Annotated in this window: 15 protein-coding genes; 11 read left to right on the forward strand and 4 right to left on the reverse strand. The window is 74.2% G+C overall.

Annotated features, from left to right (window positions below):
- Positions 1 to 5: 5 nt before the first annotated feature.
- Positions 6 to 194 carry a DUF2735 domain-containing protein gene (locus V3T34_RS17975; protein ID WP_091881854.1) on the reverse strand — a complete coding sequence of 63 codons (189 nt, stop codon included), beginning with the start codon at positions 192 to 194 and terminating at the stop codon, positions 6 to 8.
- Positions 195 to 611: 417 nt separating this feature from the next.
- Here V3T34_RS17975 and V3T34_RS17980 point away from each other — a divergent pair, with 417 nt between their 5' ends.
- Positions 612 to 1,646 (forward strand): glutamine synthetase beta-grasp domain-containing protein, encoded by a 1,035-nt coding sequence (locus tag V3T34_RS17980; RefSeq protein WP_060847111.1) that lies wholly within the window; start codon positions 612 to 614, stop codon positions 1,644 to 1,646.
- A gap of 496 nt (positions 1,647 to 2,142) precedes the next feature.
- On the opposite strand, the gene V3T34_RS17985 is transcribed toward V3T34_RS17980, so the two are convergent.
- A complete protein-coding gene (locus tag V3T34_RS17985; RefSeq protein WP_305078276.1) occupies positions 2,143 to 2,904 on the reverse strand; it encodes an SDR family oxidoreductase in 762 nt (253 codons plus the stop codon).
- Between the two features lie 4 nt (positions 2,905 to 2,908).
- Positions 2,909 to 3,769: a 2,4-didehydro-3-deoxy-L-rhamnonate hydrolase gene (locus tag V3T34_RS17990; protein ID WP_060847113.1), complete on the reverse strand. Its 861-nt coding sequence runs from the start codon at positions 3,767 to 3,769 to the stop codon at positions 2,909 to 2,911.
- Positions 3,770 to 3,951: 182 nt separating this feature from the next.
- On the opposite strand from V3T34_RS17990, the gene V3T34_RS17995 reads away from it, so the two are divergent.
- The 10 genes from V3T34_RS17995 (at position 3,952) to V3T34_RS18040 (ending at position 16,440) form a co-directional block, all read left to right on the forward strand.
- The gene (locus V3T34_RS17995; protein WP_305078275.1) at positions 3,952 to 4,728 is read left to right on the forward strand and encodes an IclR family transcriptional regulator; all 777 of its coding nucleotides are present in this window, start codon (positions 3,952 to 3,954) and stop codon (positions 4,726 to 4,728) included.
- Between the two features lie 115 nt (positions 4,729 to 4,843).
- On the forward strand, positions 4,844 to 6,796 hold the full coding sequence (locus V3T34_RS18000; protein ID WP_331369254.1) for a methyl-accepting chemotaxis protein: 1,953 nt from the start codon (positions 4,844 to 4,846) through the stop codon (positions 6,794 to 6,796).
- Positions 6,789 to 7,979, forward strand: a complete 1,191-nt coding sequence (locus V3T34_RS18005; protein ID WP_305079764.1) for a chemotaxis protein CheW — start codon at positions 6,789 to 6,791, stop codon at positions 7,977 to 7,979. The genes V3T34_RS18000 and V3T34_RS18005 overlap by 8 nt, the downstream gene beginning before the upstream one ends.
- The gene (cheB, locus tag V3T34_RS18010; protein WP_060847117.1) at positions 7,976 to 9,085 is read left to right on the forward strand and encodes a chemotaxis-specific protein-glutamate methyltransferase CheB; all 1,110 of its coding nucleotides are present in this window, start codon (positions 7,976 to 7,978) and stop codon (positions 9,083 to 9,085) included. The genes V3T34_RS18005 and cheB overlap by 4 nt, the downstream gene beginning before the upstream one ends.
- Entirely contained in the window at positions 9,082 to 9,969 is an 888-nt protein-coding gene (locus V3T34_RS18015; RefSeq protein ID WP_305079763.1) for a CheR family methyltransferase, read from the forward strand. The genes cheB and V3T34_RS18015 overlap by 4 nt, the downstream gene beginning before the upstream one ends.
- Positions 9,966 to 12,092 (forward strand): chemotaxis protein CheA, encoded by a 2,127-nt coding sequence (locus V3T34_RS18020; RefSeq protein WP_305079762.1) that lies wholly within the window; start codon positions 9,966 to 9,968, stop codon positions 12,090 to 12,092. Before V3T34_RS18015 ends, V3T34_RS18020 begins: the two co-directional genes overlap by 4 nt.
- Entirely contained in the window at positions 12,089 to 12,349 is a 261-nt protein-coding gene (locus tag V3T34_RS18025) for a hypothetical protein (RefSeq protein ID WP_060847118.1), read from the forward strand. Before V3T34_RS18020 ends, V3T34_RS18025 begins: the two co-directional genes overlap by 4 nt.
- 521 nt (positions 12,350 to 12,870) lie before the next feature.
- Positions 12,871 to 13,275: a response regulator gene (locus V3T34_RS18030; RefSeq protein WP_060847119.1), complete on the forward strand. Its 405-nt coding sequence runs from the start codon at positions 12,871 to 12,873 to the stop codon at positions 13,273 to 13,275.
- On the forward strand, positions 13,272 to 13,943 hold the full coding sequence (locus V3T34_RS18035; RefSeq protein ID WP_305079761.1) for a chemotaxis protein CheX: 672 nt from the start codon (positions 13,272 to 13,274) through the stop codon (positions 13,941 to 13,943). Before V3T34_RS18030 ends, V3T34_RS18035 begins: the two co-directional genes overlap by 4 nt.
- 34 nt (positions 13,944 to 13,977) lie before the next feature.
- Positions 13,978 to 16,440: a PAS domain S-box protein gene (locus V3T34_RS18040; RefSeq protein WP_331369255.1), complete on the forward strand. Its 2,463-nt coding sequence runs from the start codon at positions 13,978 to 13,980 to the stop codon at positions 16,438 to 16,440.
- Positions 16,441 to 16,498: 58 nt separating this feature from the next.
- Here V3T34_RS18040 and ygfZ read toward each other — a convergent pair whose 3' ends face one another.
- Positions 16,499 to 17,326, reverse strand: a complete 828-nt coding sequence (ygfZ, locus tag V3T34_RS18045) for a CAF17-like 4Fe-4S cluster assembly/insertion protein YgfZ (RefSeq protein WP_091881875.1) — start codon at positions 17,324 to 17,326, stop codon at positions 16,499 to 16,501.
- Between the last annotated feature and the right edge of the window lie 65 nt (positions 17,327 to 17,391).

Raw genomic sequence — 17,391 nt, forward strand, 5'->3', positions numbered from 1 at the left:
CGTCCCTACGGCTTGCGCGCGCGCTCCTCGCGGATCGCCGCGTCGTGGTAGCCGCCGCTCGCCGGCATGATGTCGGGGGTGCGCTCGCGCGCGGCCGGGCTCGGGGCCGACCAGTCGTTGCGGCCGCCGCGGCTGCGGCCGCCGGCCGGGAACGCGTAGATCTTCGCCGTGCCGTGCGGGCTGGTGGTGCTCATCGAAAGAGTCTCCCGTGAGGGCCGCCGCGTCGCCGGGGCAGCCTCTGAGATCGTGACGGAGTGTGCCCGGCGAATGCTCGGTTTGACCACGGAAAAATCAGTGGTTGGCTATAATTCGTGCATGCCCGCGCTTGCATCGACGATCGATTTGGCGGGTGTGGCGCACCGTTGGGCGTCGTGGCGCCCTGGCGCGCAACTGAGCAGCCGCATGTTGCTCGACGCGCACGTCGCTCAGGGCGGTGGAGCCTCCCGGGCCGGGGTGTCGTCGGCAACGCCCCGTTCCGGCGATCGTTCCGGCTCCGGCCACGTCCTGGCCGGCGCTTGGCACGGGTCGTGCTAGGCAGGAGATGCCGCTGGCGGGTGATGGGCGCCACGAGGAATCATGGGCACCATCGGAACCTGATAGAGAGACGCGAGATGACCAAATACAAGCTCGAGTATATTTGGCTCGATGGTTACACCCCGACCCCGAACCTTCGCGGCAAGACCCAGATCAAGGCCTTCGACAGCTTCCCGACCCTCGAGCAGCTCCCGCTCTGGGGCTTCGACGGCAGCTCGACCCAGCAGGCCGAGGGCAGCTCCTCCGATTGCGTGCTGAAGCCCGTCCGCCACTTCCCCGACCCGGCCCGCACCAACGGCGTCCTGGTCCTGTGCGAAGTCATGATGCCGGACGGCAAGACCCCGCACCCGTCGAACAAGCGCGCCACCATCCTGGATGACGAGGGCGCCTGGTTCGGCTTCGAGCAGGAATACTTCTTCTACAAGAACGGCCGCCCGCTCGGCTTTCCCGAGACCGGCTACCCGGCGCCGCAGGGCCCGTACTACACCGGCGTCGGCTACTCGAACGTCGGCTCGGTCGCCCGCCAGATCGTCGAGGAGCACCTCGACCTCTGCCTCGCCGCCGGCATCAACCACGAGGGCATCAACGCCGAGGTGGCGAAGGGCCAGTGGGAGTTCCAGATCTTCGGCAAGGGCTCCAAGCGGGCCGCCGACGAGATGTGGATGGCGCGCTACCTGATGCAGCGCCTGTGCGAGAAGTACGAGATCGACATCGAGTACCACTGCAAGCCGCTCGGCGACACCGACTGGAACGGCTCGGGCATGCACGCCAACTTCTCGACCGCCTACATGCGCGACGTCGGCGGCAAGGCCTATTTCGAGAAGCTGATGGCGGCCTTCGGCGATGCCCGCGAGGACCACATCGCCGTCTACGGCCCGGACAACCACATGCGGCTGACCGGCAAGCACGAGACCGCCTCGATCCACACCTTCAGCTGGGGCGTGGCCGACCGCGGCGCCTCGATCCGGGTGCCCCACAGCTTCGTCAACAACGACTACAAGGGCTACCTCGAGGATCGCCGCCCGAACTCGATGGGCGACCCCTACCAGATCGCCTCGCAGATCCTGAAGACCATCTCGACCGTTCCGACCGAGGTCTCGGCCGCGGCCTGAGATCGCCCGATCCGGTGATGGCGTGAGCGGCGCGGGCCCCGACGAGCCCGCGCCGTTCTGCGTTGGAGTGGTGCGGGATCGCGGTCTCCGCCGGGTGATGAAACGCCCGCGGGGCGTCCGTCCTCACGCGGGCGGCAAGATTGTCCAGAGTCTGTTTGACTTACGACAACATAATTGCGAGCGGATTTTCTATCCTACCATCGACCTCATCCTGAGGTGCGGGCGATCGAAGATCGCTGAGCCTCGAAGGAGGGATCCAGTGATCTCGGAGGTTCCTGGAGCCCTCCTTCGAGGTTAGTCGATCAAAGATCGACTAACACCTCAGGATGAGGTTGCTCGTCGGATACAGCAGATCGATCGGCAAAACACGCTCTGAGATCAAGCGTGGGATCCCCTCTCCCACACGGGAGAAGGGGGGAAGCGCCACCATCTTTCCCGGACGCTCTTGAGCCTGCGGGAAGAAGACAGGCGCCCATTCAGGGTCGGCGTTGCAGGCTCAGTACGTCGCCCGGCCGCCCGACACGTCGAACACCGCACCGGTCGAGAACGACGCCTCCTCGCTCGCCAGGAAGCAGATCAGCGACGTCACCTCGTCGATGGCGCCGAAGCGGCCGATCGGGATCTTCGACAGCATGAAATCGATGTGCTGTTGCGTCATCTGGTCGAAGATCGCGGTGCGCACCGCCGCCGGCGTGACGCAGTTCACCCGGATCTCGGACTTCGCCAATTCCTTTCCGAGCGACTTCGTCAGCCCGATCACCCCGGCCTTGGAGGCCGAGTAGGCCGAGGCGTTGGGGTTGCCCTCCTTGCCGGCGATCGACGCGACGTTGACGATGCGGCCGTAGCCGCCCGCCTCCATCGCCGGCACCGCGGCGCGGTTGCAGTAGAACAGGCCGTTGAGGTTGACGTCGATCACCCGCTGCCAGGCGTCGACGGGATAGTCGCGCAAGGTGGTGTTCGGCCCGGTGATGCCGGCGCTGCACACCAGCACGTCGAGCCGGCCGCCGAGCGCCGCCAGGGTCCCGGTCATGGCGGCCTCGACCGCGGCGGCGTCCGCGATGTCGATCGCCCGCGCATCGGCGGCGCCGGACTCGGCCTTCGCCGCCTCCAGCGCCTCCGCGTTCAGGTCCCACAGCGCCACCGTCGCGCCCTCGGACCTCAGCCGTGCGGCGACCGAAAGCCCGATGCCCGAGGCGCCGCCGGTGACGAGGGCGGTGCGGCCCTCGAAGCGGTTGGGGAAGGATCTGGGGGAGGTCACGGCCTCACGCCTCCCGGCGCTGCCAGGCGGTCACGTCCTGGCGCTGCTCGCCGAGCTTCTCGATGCCGAGCGTCATCACGTCCCCGGCCTTGAGGAAGACCGGCTCGGGCTTCATCCCCATGCCGACGCCCGGCGGCGTGCCGGTGGTGATGACGTCGCCGGGCATCAGGGTCATGAAGCGGCTGACATAGGAGACGATCTGCGCGCAGGTGAAGATCATCGTCCGGGTGTTGCCGGTCTGCATGCGGCGGCCGTTGAGGTCGAGCCACATGTCGAGGTTCTGCGGGTCGCCGACCTCGTCCGAGGTCACGAGCCAGGGGCCGACCGGCCCGAACGTGTCGCAGCCCTTGCCCTTGTCCCAGGTGCCGCCGCGCTCGATCTGGTACTCGCGCTCCGAGACGTCGTTGACGAGGCAGTAGCCGGCGACGTGATCCAGCGCCTGCGCCTCTTCGACGTAGGACGCGCGGGTGCCGATGACGATGCCGAGCTCGACCTCCCAGTCGCTCTTCACCGAATCCCTGGGCAGCATCACCGGGTCGTTCGGGCCGGACAGCGAGCTGATCGCCTTGGTGAAGACGATCGGCTCCTTGGGCACCGGCAGGTTCGACTCGGCGGCGTGGTCGGCGAAGTTGAGCCCGATGGCGATGAACTTCGCCACGTTCGCCACCGGCGTGCCGAGGCGCGGCGCGCCGTCCACCACCGGCAGGCTCGCGACGTCGAGCGCGGCGAGGCGGGCGAGGGCGTCCTTGCCGAGCGCCGCCGGGCCGAGATCCGGCAGGTGGCCGGACAGGTCGCGGATGCGGCCGTCGCCGTCGAGCAGGCCGGGCTTCTCCTGGCCCGCCGGGCCGTAGCGCAAGAGCTTCATGGGCGTGTGACCTCCGTCGTGGGGCGCGCCGCGGCGCACCGGGTTCGGGCGTGGCCGGGACGGGAGGCTGCTCGCGGCGGCCGCTCGCGCGGCGCCCGCGGGGTGTCCTCCGGCGGCCCTGGCGACGCGCCTGCAGATCCCATATATTGGGATCTTGTTCTTCTATATGGGACGATACGCGCATGGTCGCGAAGCCGTCAACCGGGCCGGAGGGGCCACCGCCGGGCAGCCAGACGCTCCTGCGCGGCCTCGCGATCCTGGAGGCGGTGGCGGGCGGCGCCCGCGACCTCGCCGGGCTCTCGGCGGCCCTCGGCACCACCCGCAGCACCACCCACCGCCTCGCCGCGGCCCTGGTCGAGCAGCGCTACCTGACCTTCGCACCGCGGGAGGGCTACGGGCTCGGCCCCAAGCTCCTCGAGCTCGGCTTCCGGGCCCAGCAGGCGGCGCCGGTGACCCGGGTGGCCCGGCCCCACCTCGAGCGCTTGTCGGAGGCCTGCGGCGACACCATCCATCTCGGCGTGCTGGATGGGGAGTGGGCGCTCTACCTCGACAAGCTGCCGGGGCGTCGCCGCATCGCGATCAGCTCGCGGATCGGCGAGCGCCAGCCGGTCTGGTCGACGGGTCTCGGCAAGGCCCTGATCCTCGATCTCGACGAAGCGCGCTGGCGGCGCTTCCACCGCCTCGGCGAGGCGCGCGGCGGCCACAGCCCGGACCTCGCGACCTGGCTCGACCGGATGCGGGTCTACGCGTCCCGGGGCATCGCCTACGACCGCGAGGAGAACGAGCCCGAGGTGCGCTGCGTCGCCGGGCCGATCCGCGACGCCAGCGGGGCGATCGTCGCGGCGTTCAGCGTCACCAGCACGGTCCAGTACATGGACGAGGCGCGGATGGAGGAGCTGGCCGGGACGGTGCGGGAGGTCGCCTCGGCGATCAGCCGGGATCTGGGCTTTGCAGGGTGAGGGGCGTGGGCCGGCCCGACTCCCGGGCTTGGCCGGGGGATGGCTGTCCCGCCCTGCTTGCCCCCGCCCCCCGCCTCCGGCACACCGGCGGGATCGCGGGCGGGTTCGGGCTCCCATGGCACTGGTCAAGAAGGCGAAGCTCGCGGCCCGGGACGGGATGTCCCCGGAGACGGCGGTCGCCGAGAGCCGTCCGCCCGCCCCCGGCCGGACCCAGGCCGCCCCGAAACCACTCGAGAAGGGCGGCCGCGGGCCGGCGCGGGCGCGCCGTCAGAAGGCGGTCGAGCGCCTGGGCGCGGCCACCGAGGAACTGGCGGCCAGCACCACCGAGGCCGCGGCGGCGGCCGAGGAGCTGAGCCGGGCGATGGAGCGGATCGCCGGCGGGGCCGAGGAATCGGCGGGCGCGGCGCAGGAATCCCTCGCCGCCGTCGCGGCGATCGTCGGGCGCCTCGGTGCCGCGCGGGAGCGGGCCGACCTGTCGCGCCGGCGCACCGGCGCGTTCCAGGCGCGGCTCGCCGAGGCCGGCGCCCAGGTCACCCAGTCGGTCGCGGGCCTCGAGGCCGAGGCCGGCCGCCAGGACGCCACGGTCGGCATCGTCGACGACCTCGACCGGGCGGCGGCGCGCATCGGCGACGTCACCGGGACGGTGGCGGGTCTTGCCGACCAGACCGGGTTGCTCGCCCTCAACGCCGCCCTGGAGGCGGGCCGGGCCGGCGAGCACGGCCGCGGTTTCGCGGTGGTGGCCGACGAGGTGCGGGCGCTCGCCGAGACCGCCGAGGCCGCCGCCGGCGAGGTGCGCGACCAGGCCGGCGCGATCCGCACCGAGATTCGCGCGCTCGGCGCGGCGATCCGGGAGGCCGCCGCCCTGGCCGTGGCCGAGGCGGCGTCCGGCGCCCGGGTCGCCCGGCGGATCGAGGCCGCGCGGGCCGATCTCGGCGGTCTCTCCGAGGGCGCCCAGGAGATCCTGGCGGCGGCGCTGCGGGCGGAGGCGACGATCCGCGAGGCCCAGGCGGGCGCCGAGCAGGTCGCCGCGGCCGCCGAGGAGCAGGCCGCCGCCACCGAGCAGGCCCAGGCCGCGGTGGCCCAGCAGACCGATGCCCTCGAGCGCGGGCGCACCACCGCCGAGGCCCTGGCCGCCCTCGCCGAGGGCTTGCGTGGCGGGACTGCCGGGCGAGTGGGCACGGGCGAGATCGCCGGGGCCGCCGACGGGCTCTCGGCCTCGATCGAGGAATTGTCGGGGGCCGCCGCCGAGATCCTGGCCGCCGTCGACCAGATCAGCCGGGGCCTCGCCGTGCAGAGTGCGGCCGCCCGGCAATCCTCCGCCGCCCTGGCGGAGATCGAGCGTGCCGCCGCCGACGCCCGCAGCGGCGCCGACCGGGCCCTCGCCCGGGCCGCGGCGATCGCCGGTTCCCTGCAGGAGGCCCGCGGCACGGTCGACGCGCTGGCCGACGGGGTCGGCCGGGCGCTCGACGGGATGCACGCCTCCCTCTCCCGCCTCGACGCGATCGAGGCCGGGGAGCGGCGCATCGAGACCGCCGTCGAGGGCATCGCGCTCGTCGCGGTGCAGATCGGCATGCTGGCGGTGAGCGGCGCCATCGAGGCGGCCCGGGCCGGCGAGGCGGGGCACGGCTTCGCGGTGGTCTCGGCCGACATCCGGGCGCTCGCCCGCGATGCCGCCGGCGGCGCCCAGGGCATCCGCGGCACCGTGCGGGCGATCCGCGACGGCGCCGCCGCCCTGCGCCGCGCCCTCGAACGCTCGGCGGCCGCGGCCGCGGCCGAGGTGGCGAAGAACCGGGCCCTGACCGCCGGCCTCGCGGCGGTCGCCGCCGAGGTGGCGGAGCTGGAGGGGACCAACCGCGAGATCGCGACCGGCGCCGACGAGATCCTGACCGCCGCCGCCGAGATCGCGGCCGGCGCCCGCCAGATCGCCGTGGCGGCCGAGGAGGCCGACCGGGCCTCCAGCGAGGCCGCCACCGCCGCCCGCCAGCAGGCCCGCGGGGCCGAGGACCTGGCGGCGGCGGTCGAGGAGATCGCCCTGCTCGCCGACGAGCTGCAGGGCGCGGATGGCTGAGGCCGGTTCCGGGCGCTGGCTCGTCGTCGCCCTCGGGTCCGGCTCGGGCGGCCGTCCCGTCGCCCTGCCGGCCGCCCGGGTGCGGGCGCTGGCCCGCGTCCCCGGCCTGACCCGGGTGCCCGGAGCCCCGCCCGCGCTCGCGGGCCTCGCCGGGCTCTCGGGCCGGGCGCTCCCGGTTCTCGACCTCGCCCGGCTGCTCGACCCGGAGGCGGCGCCGCCCCTCCCGACCCGGATGGTGGTGGCCGAGGCCGCCGGCCCGGTCGGGCTCCTGGTCGCCGGGATCGTCGGACTCGTGGCGGATCCGGGCCCGGCCGCGCGCCTGGACCTGCCGGCGCTCGTCGCCGCCTGCCTGCCCCGGCGGGCGGCGGGAGCGGCCGGGCCGGCGCCTCCGGGCGAGGCCGCGCCGCCGCCGCCGCGGGACGCCCGCGTGGCCCTCCTCGCCCTCACCGTCGCGGGGCGTCCCTACGCGCTGCCGCTCGCGGAGGTGGAGGCGGTGCTGCACCGGCCCGAGGCCGCGGCATCGCCGCCGGGCCCCGAGGGACTGTCCTGGCGCGGCCGGCCGCTGCCGCTCCTCTGCCTCGCGACCCGGCTCGGGTTCGGGGCCGCGCCCGCCCGCCGGGTCGCGGTGGTGCGCGGCGTCGGGCTCGCGGCCGGACGGGTCGGGCCGGTCCTGCGCCTCGAACCCGGGGCGATCGATCCGGTGCCGCGGGCCCTGCGCGGCGACCCGGCGCTCGCGGGCTTCGCCCGTCCCGGGGACGGGCATACCCTCGTCGGCATCCTCTCGGCCCGGGCCCTCGCCGGCGACGCCCCGGAGGCCGCCCCGGCGCCGGTCCCCGCGCGCCCGACGGACAGGGCCGTGACCCTCGACCTCGCCGGACAGGCCTACGGCCTGCCCGCCGGGGCGGTGCTCAGCGTCGCGCCGGCCCCCGGCTCCCTGGTGCGGGTGCCGCGGGCGCCCGATTTCCTCGCCGGGATGATGCCCGTCCGGGGCGGCGCGATGCCGGTGATCGACCTCGCCCGCCGCCTCGGCCTGCCGGCCGGCGGGGAGAGGCGGCGCCTGGTGGTGGTCGAGGCCGACGGCGTGCGGGCGGGTCTCCTCGTCGACGGGGTACGGTTCGGGGCGGGCGGCCGCACCCTCGATCCCGCCGCGCTCCTGGCGCCGGCCGGAGGCCTCGACCCATGATCCGCCTCCTCGTGGTCGACGACTCGGCGCTGATGCGCAAGGTGTTGGGCGGCATCTTCGCCGCCGAGGGCGATTTCGAGCTGGCCTTCGCCCGCGACGGGCTGGAGGCCCTCGACCTCCTCTCCCGCTTCGCCCCCGACGTGATCACCCTCGACGTGACCATGCCGGGCCTCGACGGCCTCGCCTGCCTCGATCGGATCATGCTGGAGCGGCCCTGCCCGGTGGTGATGCTGTCCTCGCTGACCGCCGAGGGGGCGGAGGCGAGCCTGGAGGCCCTGGCCCGGGGCGCGGTCGACGTCCTGGCCAAGCCCGCCGGCGCGGTCTCGCTCGCGGTCGACCGGCTGGCGCCGGTGCTGGTCCGGAAGGTGCGCGCGGCCGTCCGGGCCCGGCCGCGCGGCCAGGGCCTCGCGGCGCGCCTGCGCGCCCGCCATGCCGGCCTCGTCGCCGCCCCGCCCCGCCGCCGGGACGCCGCGCCGGATGCGCCGCGACCGGACCCGGACGGGCCGGCGCCGGATCCGGGCCCGGGGCACGAGCCGGCCGGCCTCGTGCTGGTCGGTGCCTCGACCGGCGGCCCGCCGGCCCTCACCGCCCTGCTCGGCGCGCTGGCGGCCGGCTTCCCCTGGCCGATCGTGGTGGCCCAGCACATGCCAGCGAGCTTCACCGGGGCCCTGGCGCGGCGGCTCGACGGGCTCTCGGCCCTGGCGGTGCAGGAGGTGACCGCGCCGGTCGCCCTCGTCCCGGGCCGGGTCTATGTCGGGCGCGGCGACGCCGACGTGATCGTGGTGCGCCGGCCCGGCGGCCTGATGGCCGCCCCGGCCCCGGCCCGGGCCGACTACCCCTGGCATCCGAGCGTCGACCGGCTGGTGGAGAGCGCCCTCGACCTCGTCCCGGCCCCTCGCCTCGTCGGCGTGCTGATGACCGGCATGGGCCGCGACGGCGCCCGCGCCATGGCGGCCCTGCGCGAGCGGGGCGGGCGCACCATCGCGGAGGCCGAGGCGACGGCGGTGGTCTGGGGCATGCCGGGCGAACTGGTGCGGGCCGGCGGCGCCAGCGTGGTCGCCCCGCTCGAGGCCATCGCGGCCGAGCTGACGGCGCTGGTGCCATGAGGCGCAAGGCGGCCACCGGGGAGCCTGCCCTCCTGGCAGATGCCGACCTGGCCCGGGTCTGCGAGCTGCTCTACCGCCAGACCGGCATCCTGGTGCCGGCCGACCGGCGCCCGTTCATCGAGCGCCGGGTGCGCGAGCGGATGGGCGCCACCGGGACGGACGGCGTGCCGGGCTATCTGGCGCGGCTGCGGGCCGACACGGACGGCGAGGTCCAGCTCTTCGTCAATGCCTTCACGGTCAACGAGACCTACTTCTTCCGCGAGGCCCACCAGCTGCACTGCCTCACCGCCTCGCTGATGCCGGCGGTCGCCGCCGGACGCGACCCCGCCGACCCGATCCGGATCTGGTCGATGCCCTGCGCCACCGGCGAGGAGCCGTATTCCCTGGCGATCTGGCTCCTCGAGCACTGGCCCGAGGTCGACCGCTGGGAGATCGAGATCGTCGGCTCGGACATCGACACCCGGGCGCTCGCCGCCGCCGGGGCCGGGCGCTACGGCGCCCGTGCCCTCGGCCGGCTGCCGCCGGACCTCGTCGCGCGCTACTTCACCGCCGAGGCGGGGACCGCCGTGCCGTCCTGGCGCATCCTGCCGGAGCTGCGCGACTCGGTGCGCTTCAGCCGCCGCAACCTCGTCGATGGGCCCGGCATGGCGCAGGAGGGGCGCTTCGACATCGTGTTCTGCCGCAACGTGCTGATCTACTTCGACGACGCCTCGCGCCGGCTCGCGGCAAACACCCTTTTTTCCGCCCTGCGGCCGGGCGGCTTCCTGTGCCTCGGCCACACCGAATCGATGGACCGGATCCCCTCGCGGTTCCGCACCCGCCGCTTCCCGGAGGCGATCGTCCACCAGCGTCCGGCGGATGCGCGCGAAGGGGATGCCCCGTGACCGACACGCCCCCGCCGACACCCGGCCTGCCGCCCTTGGACGACCTCGTCGCGGATTTCGTCGCCGAGGCGCGCGAGCTGATCGAGGCCGCGGCCGAGGACCTGCTCGCCCTCGACGCCGCCGCCGATCCGGCGGTGCTGAACCGGGTCTTCCGCGCCGTCCACACCCTCAAGGGCTCGGTCGCCCTGTTCGACTGGCCGGCGATGCTCGCGGTGCTGCACGCCGCCGAGGACGGCCTGTCCGCCGCCCGCGCCGGGCGCCTGCCCGCCGCCGACCTCGTCGACCCGTCCCTCGCCACCCTCGACGCCGCCGGACGCTGGACCGAGGCGATCGCCGCGACGGGCCGCCTCCCGGACGGCGCCGGGGCGGAGGCCGAGCGGATCCTCGCCCGCTACCGCGCCCTGCTGGGGCCGGGCGAGGATGGGGCCGGTTCCGCGGCCCCCGCGCCGCCGGGCCCCGTGCCCCGCTGGGCGTCCGATCTCCTTGCCGAAGCGAGCCCCCATCCGGACGGTGCGCTGACGGCCCTGCTCTACGTCCCGCGGGCCGATTGCTTCTTTGCCGGCGACGACCCCCTGGCCCTGGTGCGCCGGCTGCCCGGCCTCTTCGCCCTGCGCCTCCACCCCGCCGCCCCCTGGCCGCCGGTCGAGACCCTCGACGTCTTCGCCTGCAACCTCGCGGTGACGCTGCTGACCACCGACGCGCCGGCGGAAGTCGACGCGGTCTTCCGCCTGGTGCGCGACCAGATCACCGTCGCGACAATCGTCCCGACCGCGGACCCCGATGCCGCGAACGGAGCCGGGCCGACCCGGGATGCCGCCACCGCTCCGGGTCCCGATCCGGCCCGGGGTGCCGACGCGGACCAACGGTCCGACACGGACCAACGGTCCGACAGGACCTTGCGGGTCGACGCGGCCCGGGTCGACGCCCTCGTGGCGCTCGCCGACGATCTCGCGGCGGCCCGCGCCGCCCTCGGCGAGGTCGTCGCCCGGGCGGTCGCGGGCACCGACCTCGCCGACCTCCTCCCGGCCCTGCGGGCGGGCGACGAGCGGATCGGCCGGCTCTCCGCCGAGCTGCACCGCGAAGCCTTGGGCCTGCGGCTCCAGCCGCTGGCCCGGATCTTCCGCCGCTTTCCCCGCGCCCTGCGCGACGTCGCCCGCCAGCTCGGCAAGCAGGCGACGCTCACCCTCGACGGCGAGGCGACCGAGCTCGACCGGGACGTCGCCGAGGGGCTGTTCGAGCCGCTGCTCCACCTCGTGCGCAACGCCGTCGACCACGGGATCGAGCCGCCGGAGGCGCGGCGCCTCGCCGGCAAGCCGGAGGCGGGCCGGATCGCGCTGCGGGCCGAGGCCCGGGCCGACCGGGTGGTGGTCTCGGTCGAGGACGACGGCCGCGGCCTCGACCCGGCCTTCCTCCGCCGCCGCGCTGCCGAGCGCGGGCTGCTGGCGCCCGACGCCCTCGCCGCCCTCGACGAGGCGGGGGCGATCGACCTGATCTTCGCCCCCGGCTTCTCGACCGCGGCCGAGGTCGGCACCGTCTCCGGCCGCGGCGTCGGCATGGATGCGGTGCGGGCCGCCGCGACCCGGCTCGGCGGGACCTGCACGGTCGAGAGCCGGGCCGGACGGGGCACGACGGTGCGCCTCGTGCTGCCCCGGACCCGGACCCTCGCCCGGCTGCTCCTCGTCGGCATCGGGCCGGAGCGCTACGGCCTGCCGATGGAGGCGGTGGTCGAGCTCGCCCGGGTCCCGCGCGAGCGGATCCAGTCCCTCAGCACCGGCGCCGCGACGGTCCTGCGCGGGCGTACGGTGCCGGTCCTGGCGCTCTCCGCCCTCCTCGGCCTGCCGCGGGAGGAGTTGCCGCGAAACGACTTGCCGCGAAACGACTTGCCGCGAAACGATCTGCCGGAGGAGGCTCGGCTGGCGGTCTTGCGCGTCGGCGGCGGTGATTGGGTCGCCGTCGAGGTGGATCGGTTCGCCGGCCGCCTCGACGGGCTGGTGCAGCCCCTGCCGGCGCTCGCCGCGCTGCCCGGGCTCGCCGGCACGGTGCTGACCGGCGACGGCGCCGTGCTGCTGGTGCTCGATGCCGAGACCCTGGTGGGCGGCCCGGACGGGGAGGGGCGGGCATGAGCGTGCGGCGCGACGGCGAACTGATCCGGCTCGAAGGGGCCTGCCCGGTCGAGGAGGCCGAGACCCTGGCCGCCCTGCTGCTGGCCGAGCCGGGCCTCGGCGTCGAGTGGAGCGCCTGCACGGGTCTGCACACCGCGCTGGTCCAGGTGCTGCTGCGGCTGCGCCCGCCGCTCCACGGCACCTGCGGCGATCCCTTCGCGGCGCGCTGGCTGGCGCCGGTGCTTGCCGCGCCCCGCGCTCCGTCGGAGCCCGGTTGATCCGGGTCGAGTTTTCCTGGCCTCGACCTCCGTCGAGACAGGCCGATCAGTTGTAAGTGGCGATCTTGTCGGAAAGCTTCGAGTTAAGAATCTGGTCGATTGATGATTTTGATGTTGGGATATGTCTTAATTCTATCAGCGACCTCATCCTGAGGTGTCAGTCCATCGAAGATGGTCTGACCTCGAAGGAGGGCTCCAGGGATCACTGCGCCTGCTGGAGCCCTCCTTCGAGGTCGGTCGATTTTCAATCGGCTGATGCCTCAGGATGAGGTCGAGGGCGAAACAAAACCTTCGTATCGTGGCGAGCAGGTCCCGGAAGACGCATGCCGCAGCGGCGCCGCGCCGCGCCCGCAGCGGCACTTGCGCCGCCGAAAAAACCTCGCGCGAGAAAACCCTACGCATGGATGCCGGTTTTCCGCTATGCCGGCCCGGAGCATACGGCTCCGTCTTTCGCCCTCCCCACGCGCCTTTCCCGCGGGGCAGGCGTTTCCCTCGCGGCGCAAACGACCTAGATGCCCTCCATGACGCAGCCCCCGTCGCCGCAAACCGTGACCGTCCTCGTCGTGGACGACAGCAAGCTCGCCCGGGCGGTGGCCGTACGGCTGCTGCGGCAGCTCAAGCCGGATTGGGCGGTGCGCGAGGCCGCGAATGCCGAGGAGGCCGCGGCGATCGCCGCCGCCGAGCCGGTCGGCGTCGCGCTCCTCGACTTCAACATGCCGGGCAAGGACGGGCTCGCCCTCGCGGCGGAGCTGCGCGCCCAGAACCCCGGCATGCCGATCGCCGTGATCTCGGCCAACATCCAGGACGAGGTGATCGCCCGCGCCCGGAGCGTCGACGCGACCTTCATGCCCAAGCCCCTGACCGGCGAGGCGCTGGCGGGCTTCCTGTCGGGCGCGTCCCTGCGCCTGCGCCGGGGCGCCCCGTGACCGTTCCGGCTCCCGGCGCGGCGCCCGCTCCCGCCATCGGCCTGACCAAGCTGCAGCAGGACGCCTTCACCGAGCTCGTCAACATCGGCGTCAGCCGCGCCGCCGCCAGCCTGCGCACGATGATCGGCACCCAGGTGCTGCTCTCGGTGCCCTCGGTCGAGATCGTCTCGCGCGCCGCCGCCGCCCGGCTGATCGGCGAGCGCGAGGCGGCGCCCCTCGTGGTGGTGCACCAGGATTTCGAGGGCGCCTTCGCGGGCCGCGCCCTGCTGATCTTCCCGCAGGAGAACGGCCGCGAGCTGGTGCGGGCGGTCGCCGGCGGGGACCTGTCGCCCGAGGAGGTCGCGGCTTTGGAGGACGAGGCGCTGGCCGAGACCGGCAACATCATCCTCAACGGCTGCCTCGCCACCATGGCGAACATGCTCCAGCGCACGCTCACCATGTCGCTGCCGGGCATCGCGCGCGGCGACGGCCCGCGGATCTTCGGGGCGGAGGCGGGTGCGCCGACGGCCGCGGACGCCCTGGTGCTCTTTCTCTACATCGACTTCTCGGTGAGCGAGCGCGACATCCGCGGCTACCTGGCGATGCTGATGGACCTGCCGTCGATCGAGAACCTGCGCGGGCTGGTGGACGAGTTCATCGCCCGCGCGCTCGGCGACCTGGACGCCTGATGACGCTCCCCCCTCAGGCCGGCAGGCTGCCCGCATGAGCGCCCCGGACGGCACCGATCCCGGCCGCGCCGAGGCGCTCGCCGCCGCGATCGCGGCGGCGCGGCACCGGGCCGGGCCGTTCCTCGCCGCCTTCGAGCAGTCGCGCCAGCCGATGCTCGTCACCGATCCGCGCCTGCCCGACAACCCGATCGTCTACGCCAACCCGGCCTTCCTGACGCTCGCCGGCTACTCCGCCGAGGAGGTGGTGGGCAGCAACTGCCGGTTCCTGCAAGGGGCCGAGACCGATCCGGGCGCGGTGGCGGCGATCCGCGAGGGGCTGCGCGAGGAGCGCGTCACCCGGGTCACGCTCCTGAACTACCGCCGCGACGGCAGCCGGTTCTGGAACCAGCTGCTGATCTGCCCGATCCGCGACGAGGCGGGTCGCCTCGTCAACTACTTCGCCTCGCAGGTGGACATGTCGCATGTCCACGAGGCCGAGGCCGGACGCACGCGGCTCGCCGACATCGAGCGCCGCCTCTCCGAGGCGCAGCGCCAGCTCTCGCTCACCCTCTCGTCGGCCGGCATCGCCGGCACCTGGGACTGGGACATCCCGGAGAAGCGCCTGCACGTCGACGCGCGCTTCGCGGCGCTCACCGGGCTCGCGCCGCCCGCGCGCCCCGGAACGGTGCCGCTCAGCCCCGGGCCGCTGCCGTCGAGCGCCTTCTTTGCCGGCATCCACCCTCTCGACCGGGGGCGGGTGCGGCTCGCGGTGAGCGGCATCCTCGGCGGCGCGGAGGTGTTCGACAAGGAGTACCGGCTGCTCGGGCCGGACGGTGCGGTACGCTGGGTCCATGCCCGCGGCCGCTGCCATTTCGGCGCCGATGGGCGGCCGGCCCGCTTCACCGGCGTGCTGGTCGAGGTCACCGACCAGAAGCGGGTCGAGGAGCGGCTGCGCATCGCGCAGTCGGCGGGGCGCGTCGGCGCCTTCGAGCACGTCCCGGGCTTCGCCACCGTGGCGGCCTCGCCGCAATTCTGCAGCCTGCTCGGCCTGGTGCCGGCCCGCACCGTCGCGGCGAGCGCCGTCAATGCCCTGGTGGTCGAGGGCGACCCGCCGCTGATGGCGCCCGACCAGCGCCAGGAGGGCGAGCTTCCGCCGATCGAGACGCGGGTGCGGCTCGCCGATACCGGCGAGGTGCGCTGGCTGGTGCGCCGGGGCGAGGCGATCCGCGACACCGAGACCTCGGGCCTGCGCCATGTTGGGGTGATCTACGACGTCACGGAATCGAAGCGGGCCGAGGTGGCGCTCCGCGAGCTCAACGACACCCTGGAGGCGCGGGTGCGCGAGGCGGTGGCCGAGCGCGAGCGGGCCGAGGAGCAGCTGCGCCAGTCGCAGAAGATGGAGGCGGTGGGCCAGCTGACCGGCGGTATCGCCCACGACTTCAACAACCTGCTCACCGGCATCGTCGGCTCGCTCGACCTGATGCAGACCCGCATCAACGAGGGCCGGACCGAGAACCTGACCCGCTACGCCGGCCTCGCCATGGCCTCGGCCCAGCGCGCCGCGGCGCTGACCCACCGGCTGCTCGCCTTCTCGCGCCGCCAGCCGCTCGAATCGAGGCCCGTCGACGCCAACCGCCTGGTGAGCTCGATGGACGAATTGATGCGCCGGACGCTGGGCGAGCGGGTCCAGCTCGAGGTGGTGGTGGCCGGCGGCCTGTGGCTGACGCTGTGCGACCCCAACCAGCTCGAGAACGCGATCCTCAACCTCGCGATCAACGCCCGCGACGCGATGCCGGAAGGCGGGCGGCTCACCATCGAGACCGCCAATTCCCGTCTCGACGACGCCTACGCGTCGCGCGAGATCGGGGTGCGGGCGGGCCAGTACGTCTGCGTCAGCGTGACCGATACCGGCACCGGCATGCCGCCCGACGTGATCGCCCGGGCCTTCGACCCGTTCTTCACCACCAAGCCCCTGGGGCAGGGCACGGGCCTCGGCCTGTCGATGATCTACGGCTTCGCCAAGCAATCCGAGGGCAACGTCAAGATCTACTCGGAGGCCGGGCAGGGCACGACGGTCAAGCTCTACCTGCCGCGCTACCACGGCGAGGTCGAGGCCTTGGCGGAGGTGCGGGGCGAGGCGCCGCGGGCCGAGCGCGGCGAGACGGTGCTGGTGGTCGAGGACGATCCGACGGTGCGGTCCCTGGTGATCGAGGTGCTGCACGAGCTCGGCTACCGCACCCTGGAGGCCGGCGACGGCACCGCGGGCCTGCGCCACCTGCAATCGGACGCGCATATCGACCTGCTCGTCACCGATGTCGGCCTGCCGGGCCTCAACGGCCGCCAGCTCGCCGACCAGGCCCGCCTGGTGCGCCCGGCCCTCAAGGTGCTGTTCATGACCGGCTACGCCGAGAACGCGACCTTCGGCAACGGCCATCTCGGCCCCGGCATGCAGATGATCACCAAGCCGTTCCCGGTCGAGGGACTGGCGACCAAGATCCGGTCGATCATCGAGGGGTGACGGGACTCCGGGCGCATGAGCCGTGCCCGCAGGGGACGGGGCGCACCCCGTCCTCCGCTCAGCCCGGCCAGGCGAAGGTCGCGAAGCCCGGCTTCTCGACCGTCGCCGCCCGCCCGCCCGCCGAGACGGTCTCGCCCGCCGCCAGCGCCTCGCCGAGCCGGTCGATGCGCAGCATCGCCAGCCCGCGCGCGCCGGCGCCGCCGCCGGTCTGGCCGAGGCTGCGCTCGCCGGCGCTCACGGCCGCGCCGGCCGGGGCCGCTTCGCCGTCGCGGTAGGTGAGCGGCACGATGCGGGTGCGGGCGGTGCCGCGGTGCTGCATGCGCGACACCACCTCCTGGCCGACGTAGCAGCCCTTCCTGAAGTCGACGCCGCCGAGCTGGTCCATCAGCGCCTCGTGCGGAAAGGCGTCGCCGAACGGGAAGTCGGTTCCGGCCTCGGGCACGCCGACGCCGATGCGGTGGGCGGCGTAGGCCGAAGCGTCCGCGTCCGCCGCCGGAGTCTCGCCCTCCGGGGCGTAGAGGCGCCAGCCGAGTTCGGCGAGGCGCCCGTCGCGCAGGGACGGGGAGGGGGCCGGCCCGTCCCAGCCCGCCGCCACCGCGAGCGGCAGCGCGGCCACGGTCACCTGGGCCCGCAGCTTGTAGAGGGTCAGGCGCTTGAGGAGGTCGGGCGCCTTCTCGCGGGCGACGTCGAGGTGGAAGCCGTCGGGCGCGCGGCTCGCCAGGAAGTCGAACAGGATCTTGCCCTGGGGGCTGAGCAGCGCGCCGAGCCGGGCTTCCCCGTCCGGCAGGGTCTCGACGTTGCAGGTCACGAGACCCTGGAGGAAGCTCGACGCGTCGGCGCCGGTGACCGCCACGACGGCACGGTCGGGCAGGAGGGCAAGCGGCATCGGGGGTCCTTTGCTTGAACCGGGAGCAGGGCTGACATAAGCCGCCTGCGCCCGGCCCTCAATCG

It is taken from the genome of Methylobacterium ajmalii (genome assembly GCF_036448855.1).
Classification (GTDB): domain Bacteria; phylum Pseudomonadota; class Alphaproteobacteria; order Rhizobiales; family Beijerinckiaceae; genus Methylobacterium; species Methylobacterium ajmalii.

Coding starts and splice junctions, on each gene's coding strand:
- V3T34_RS17975 (WP_091881854.1), bottom strand. CDS start 194: ATGAGCACCACCAGCCCGCACGGCACGGCGAAGATCTACGCGTTCCCG.
- V3T34_RS17980 (WP_060847111.1), top strand. CDS start 612: ATGACCAAATACAAGCTCGAGTATATTTGGCTCGATGGTTACACCCCG.
- V3T34_RS17990 (WP_060847113.1), bottom strand. CDS start 3,769: ATGAAGCTCTTGCGCTACGGCCCGGCGGGCCAGGAGAAGCCCGGCCTG.
- V3T34_RS17995 (WP_305078275.1), top strand. CDS start 3,952: ATGGTCGCGAAGCCGTCAACCGGGCCGGAGGGGCCACCGCCGGGCAGC.
- V3T34_RS18000 (WP_331369254.1), top strand. CDS start 4,844: ATGGCACTGGTCAAGAAGGCGAAGCTCGCGGCCCGGGACGGGATGTCC.
- V3T34_RS18005 (WP_305079764.1), top strand. CDS start 6,789: ATGGCTGAGGCCGGTTCCGGGCGCTGGCTCGTCGTCGCCCTCGGGTCC.
- cheB (WP_060847117.1), top strand. CDS start 7,976: ATGATCCGCCTCCTCGTGGTCGACGACTCGGCGCTGATGCGCAAGGTG.
- V3T34_RS18015 (WP_305079763.1), top strand. CDS start 9,082: ATGAGGCGCAAGGCGGCCACCGGGGAGCCTGCCCTCCTGGCAGATGCC.
- V3T34_RS18025 (WP_060847118.1), top strand. CDS start 12,089: ATGAGCGTGCGGCGCGACGGCGAACTGATCCGGCTCGAAGGGGCCTGC.
- V3T34_RS18030 (WP_060847119.1), top strand. CDS start 12,871: ATGACGCAGCCCCCGTCGCCGCAAACCGTGACCGTCCTCGTCGTGGAC.
- V3T34_RS18040 (WP_331369255.1), top strand. CDS start 13,978: ATGAGCGCCCCGGACGGCACCGATCCCGGCCGCGCCGAGGCGCTCGCC.
- ygfZ (WP_091881875.1), bottom strand. CDS start 17,326: ATGCCGCTTGCCCTCCTGCCCGACCGTGCCGTCGTGGCGGTCACCGGC.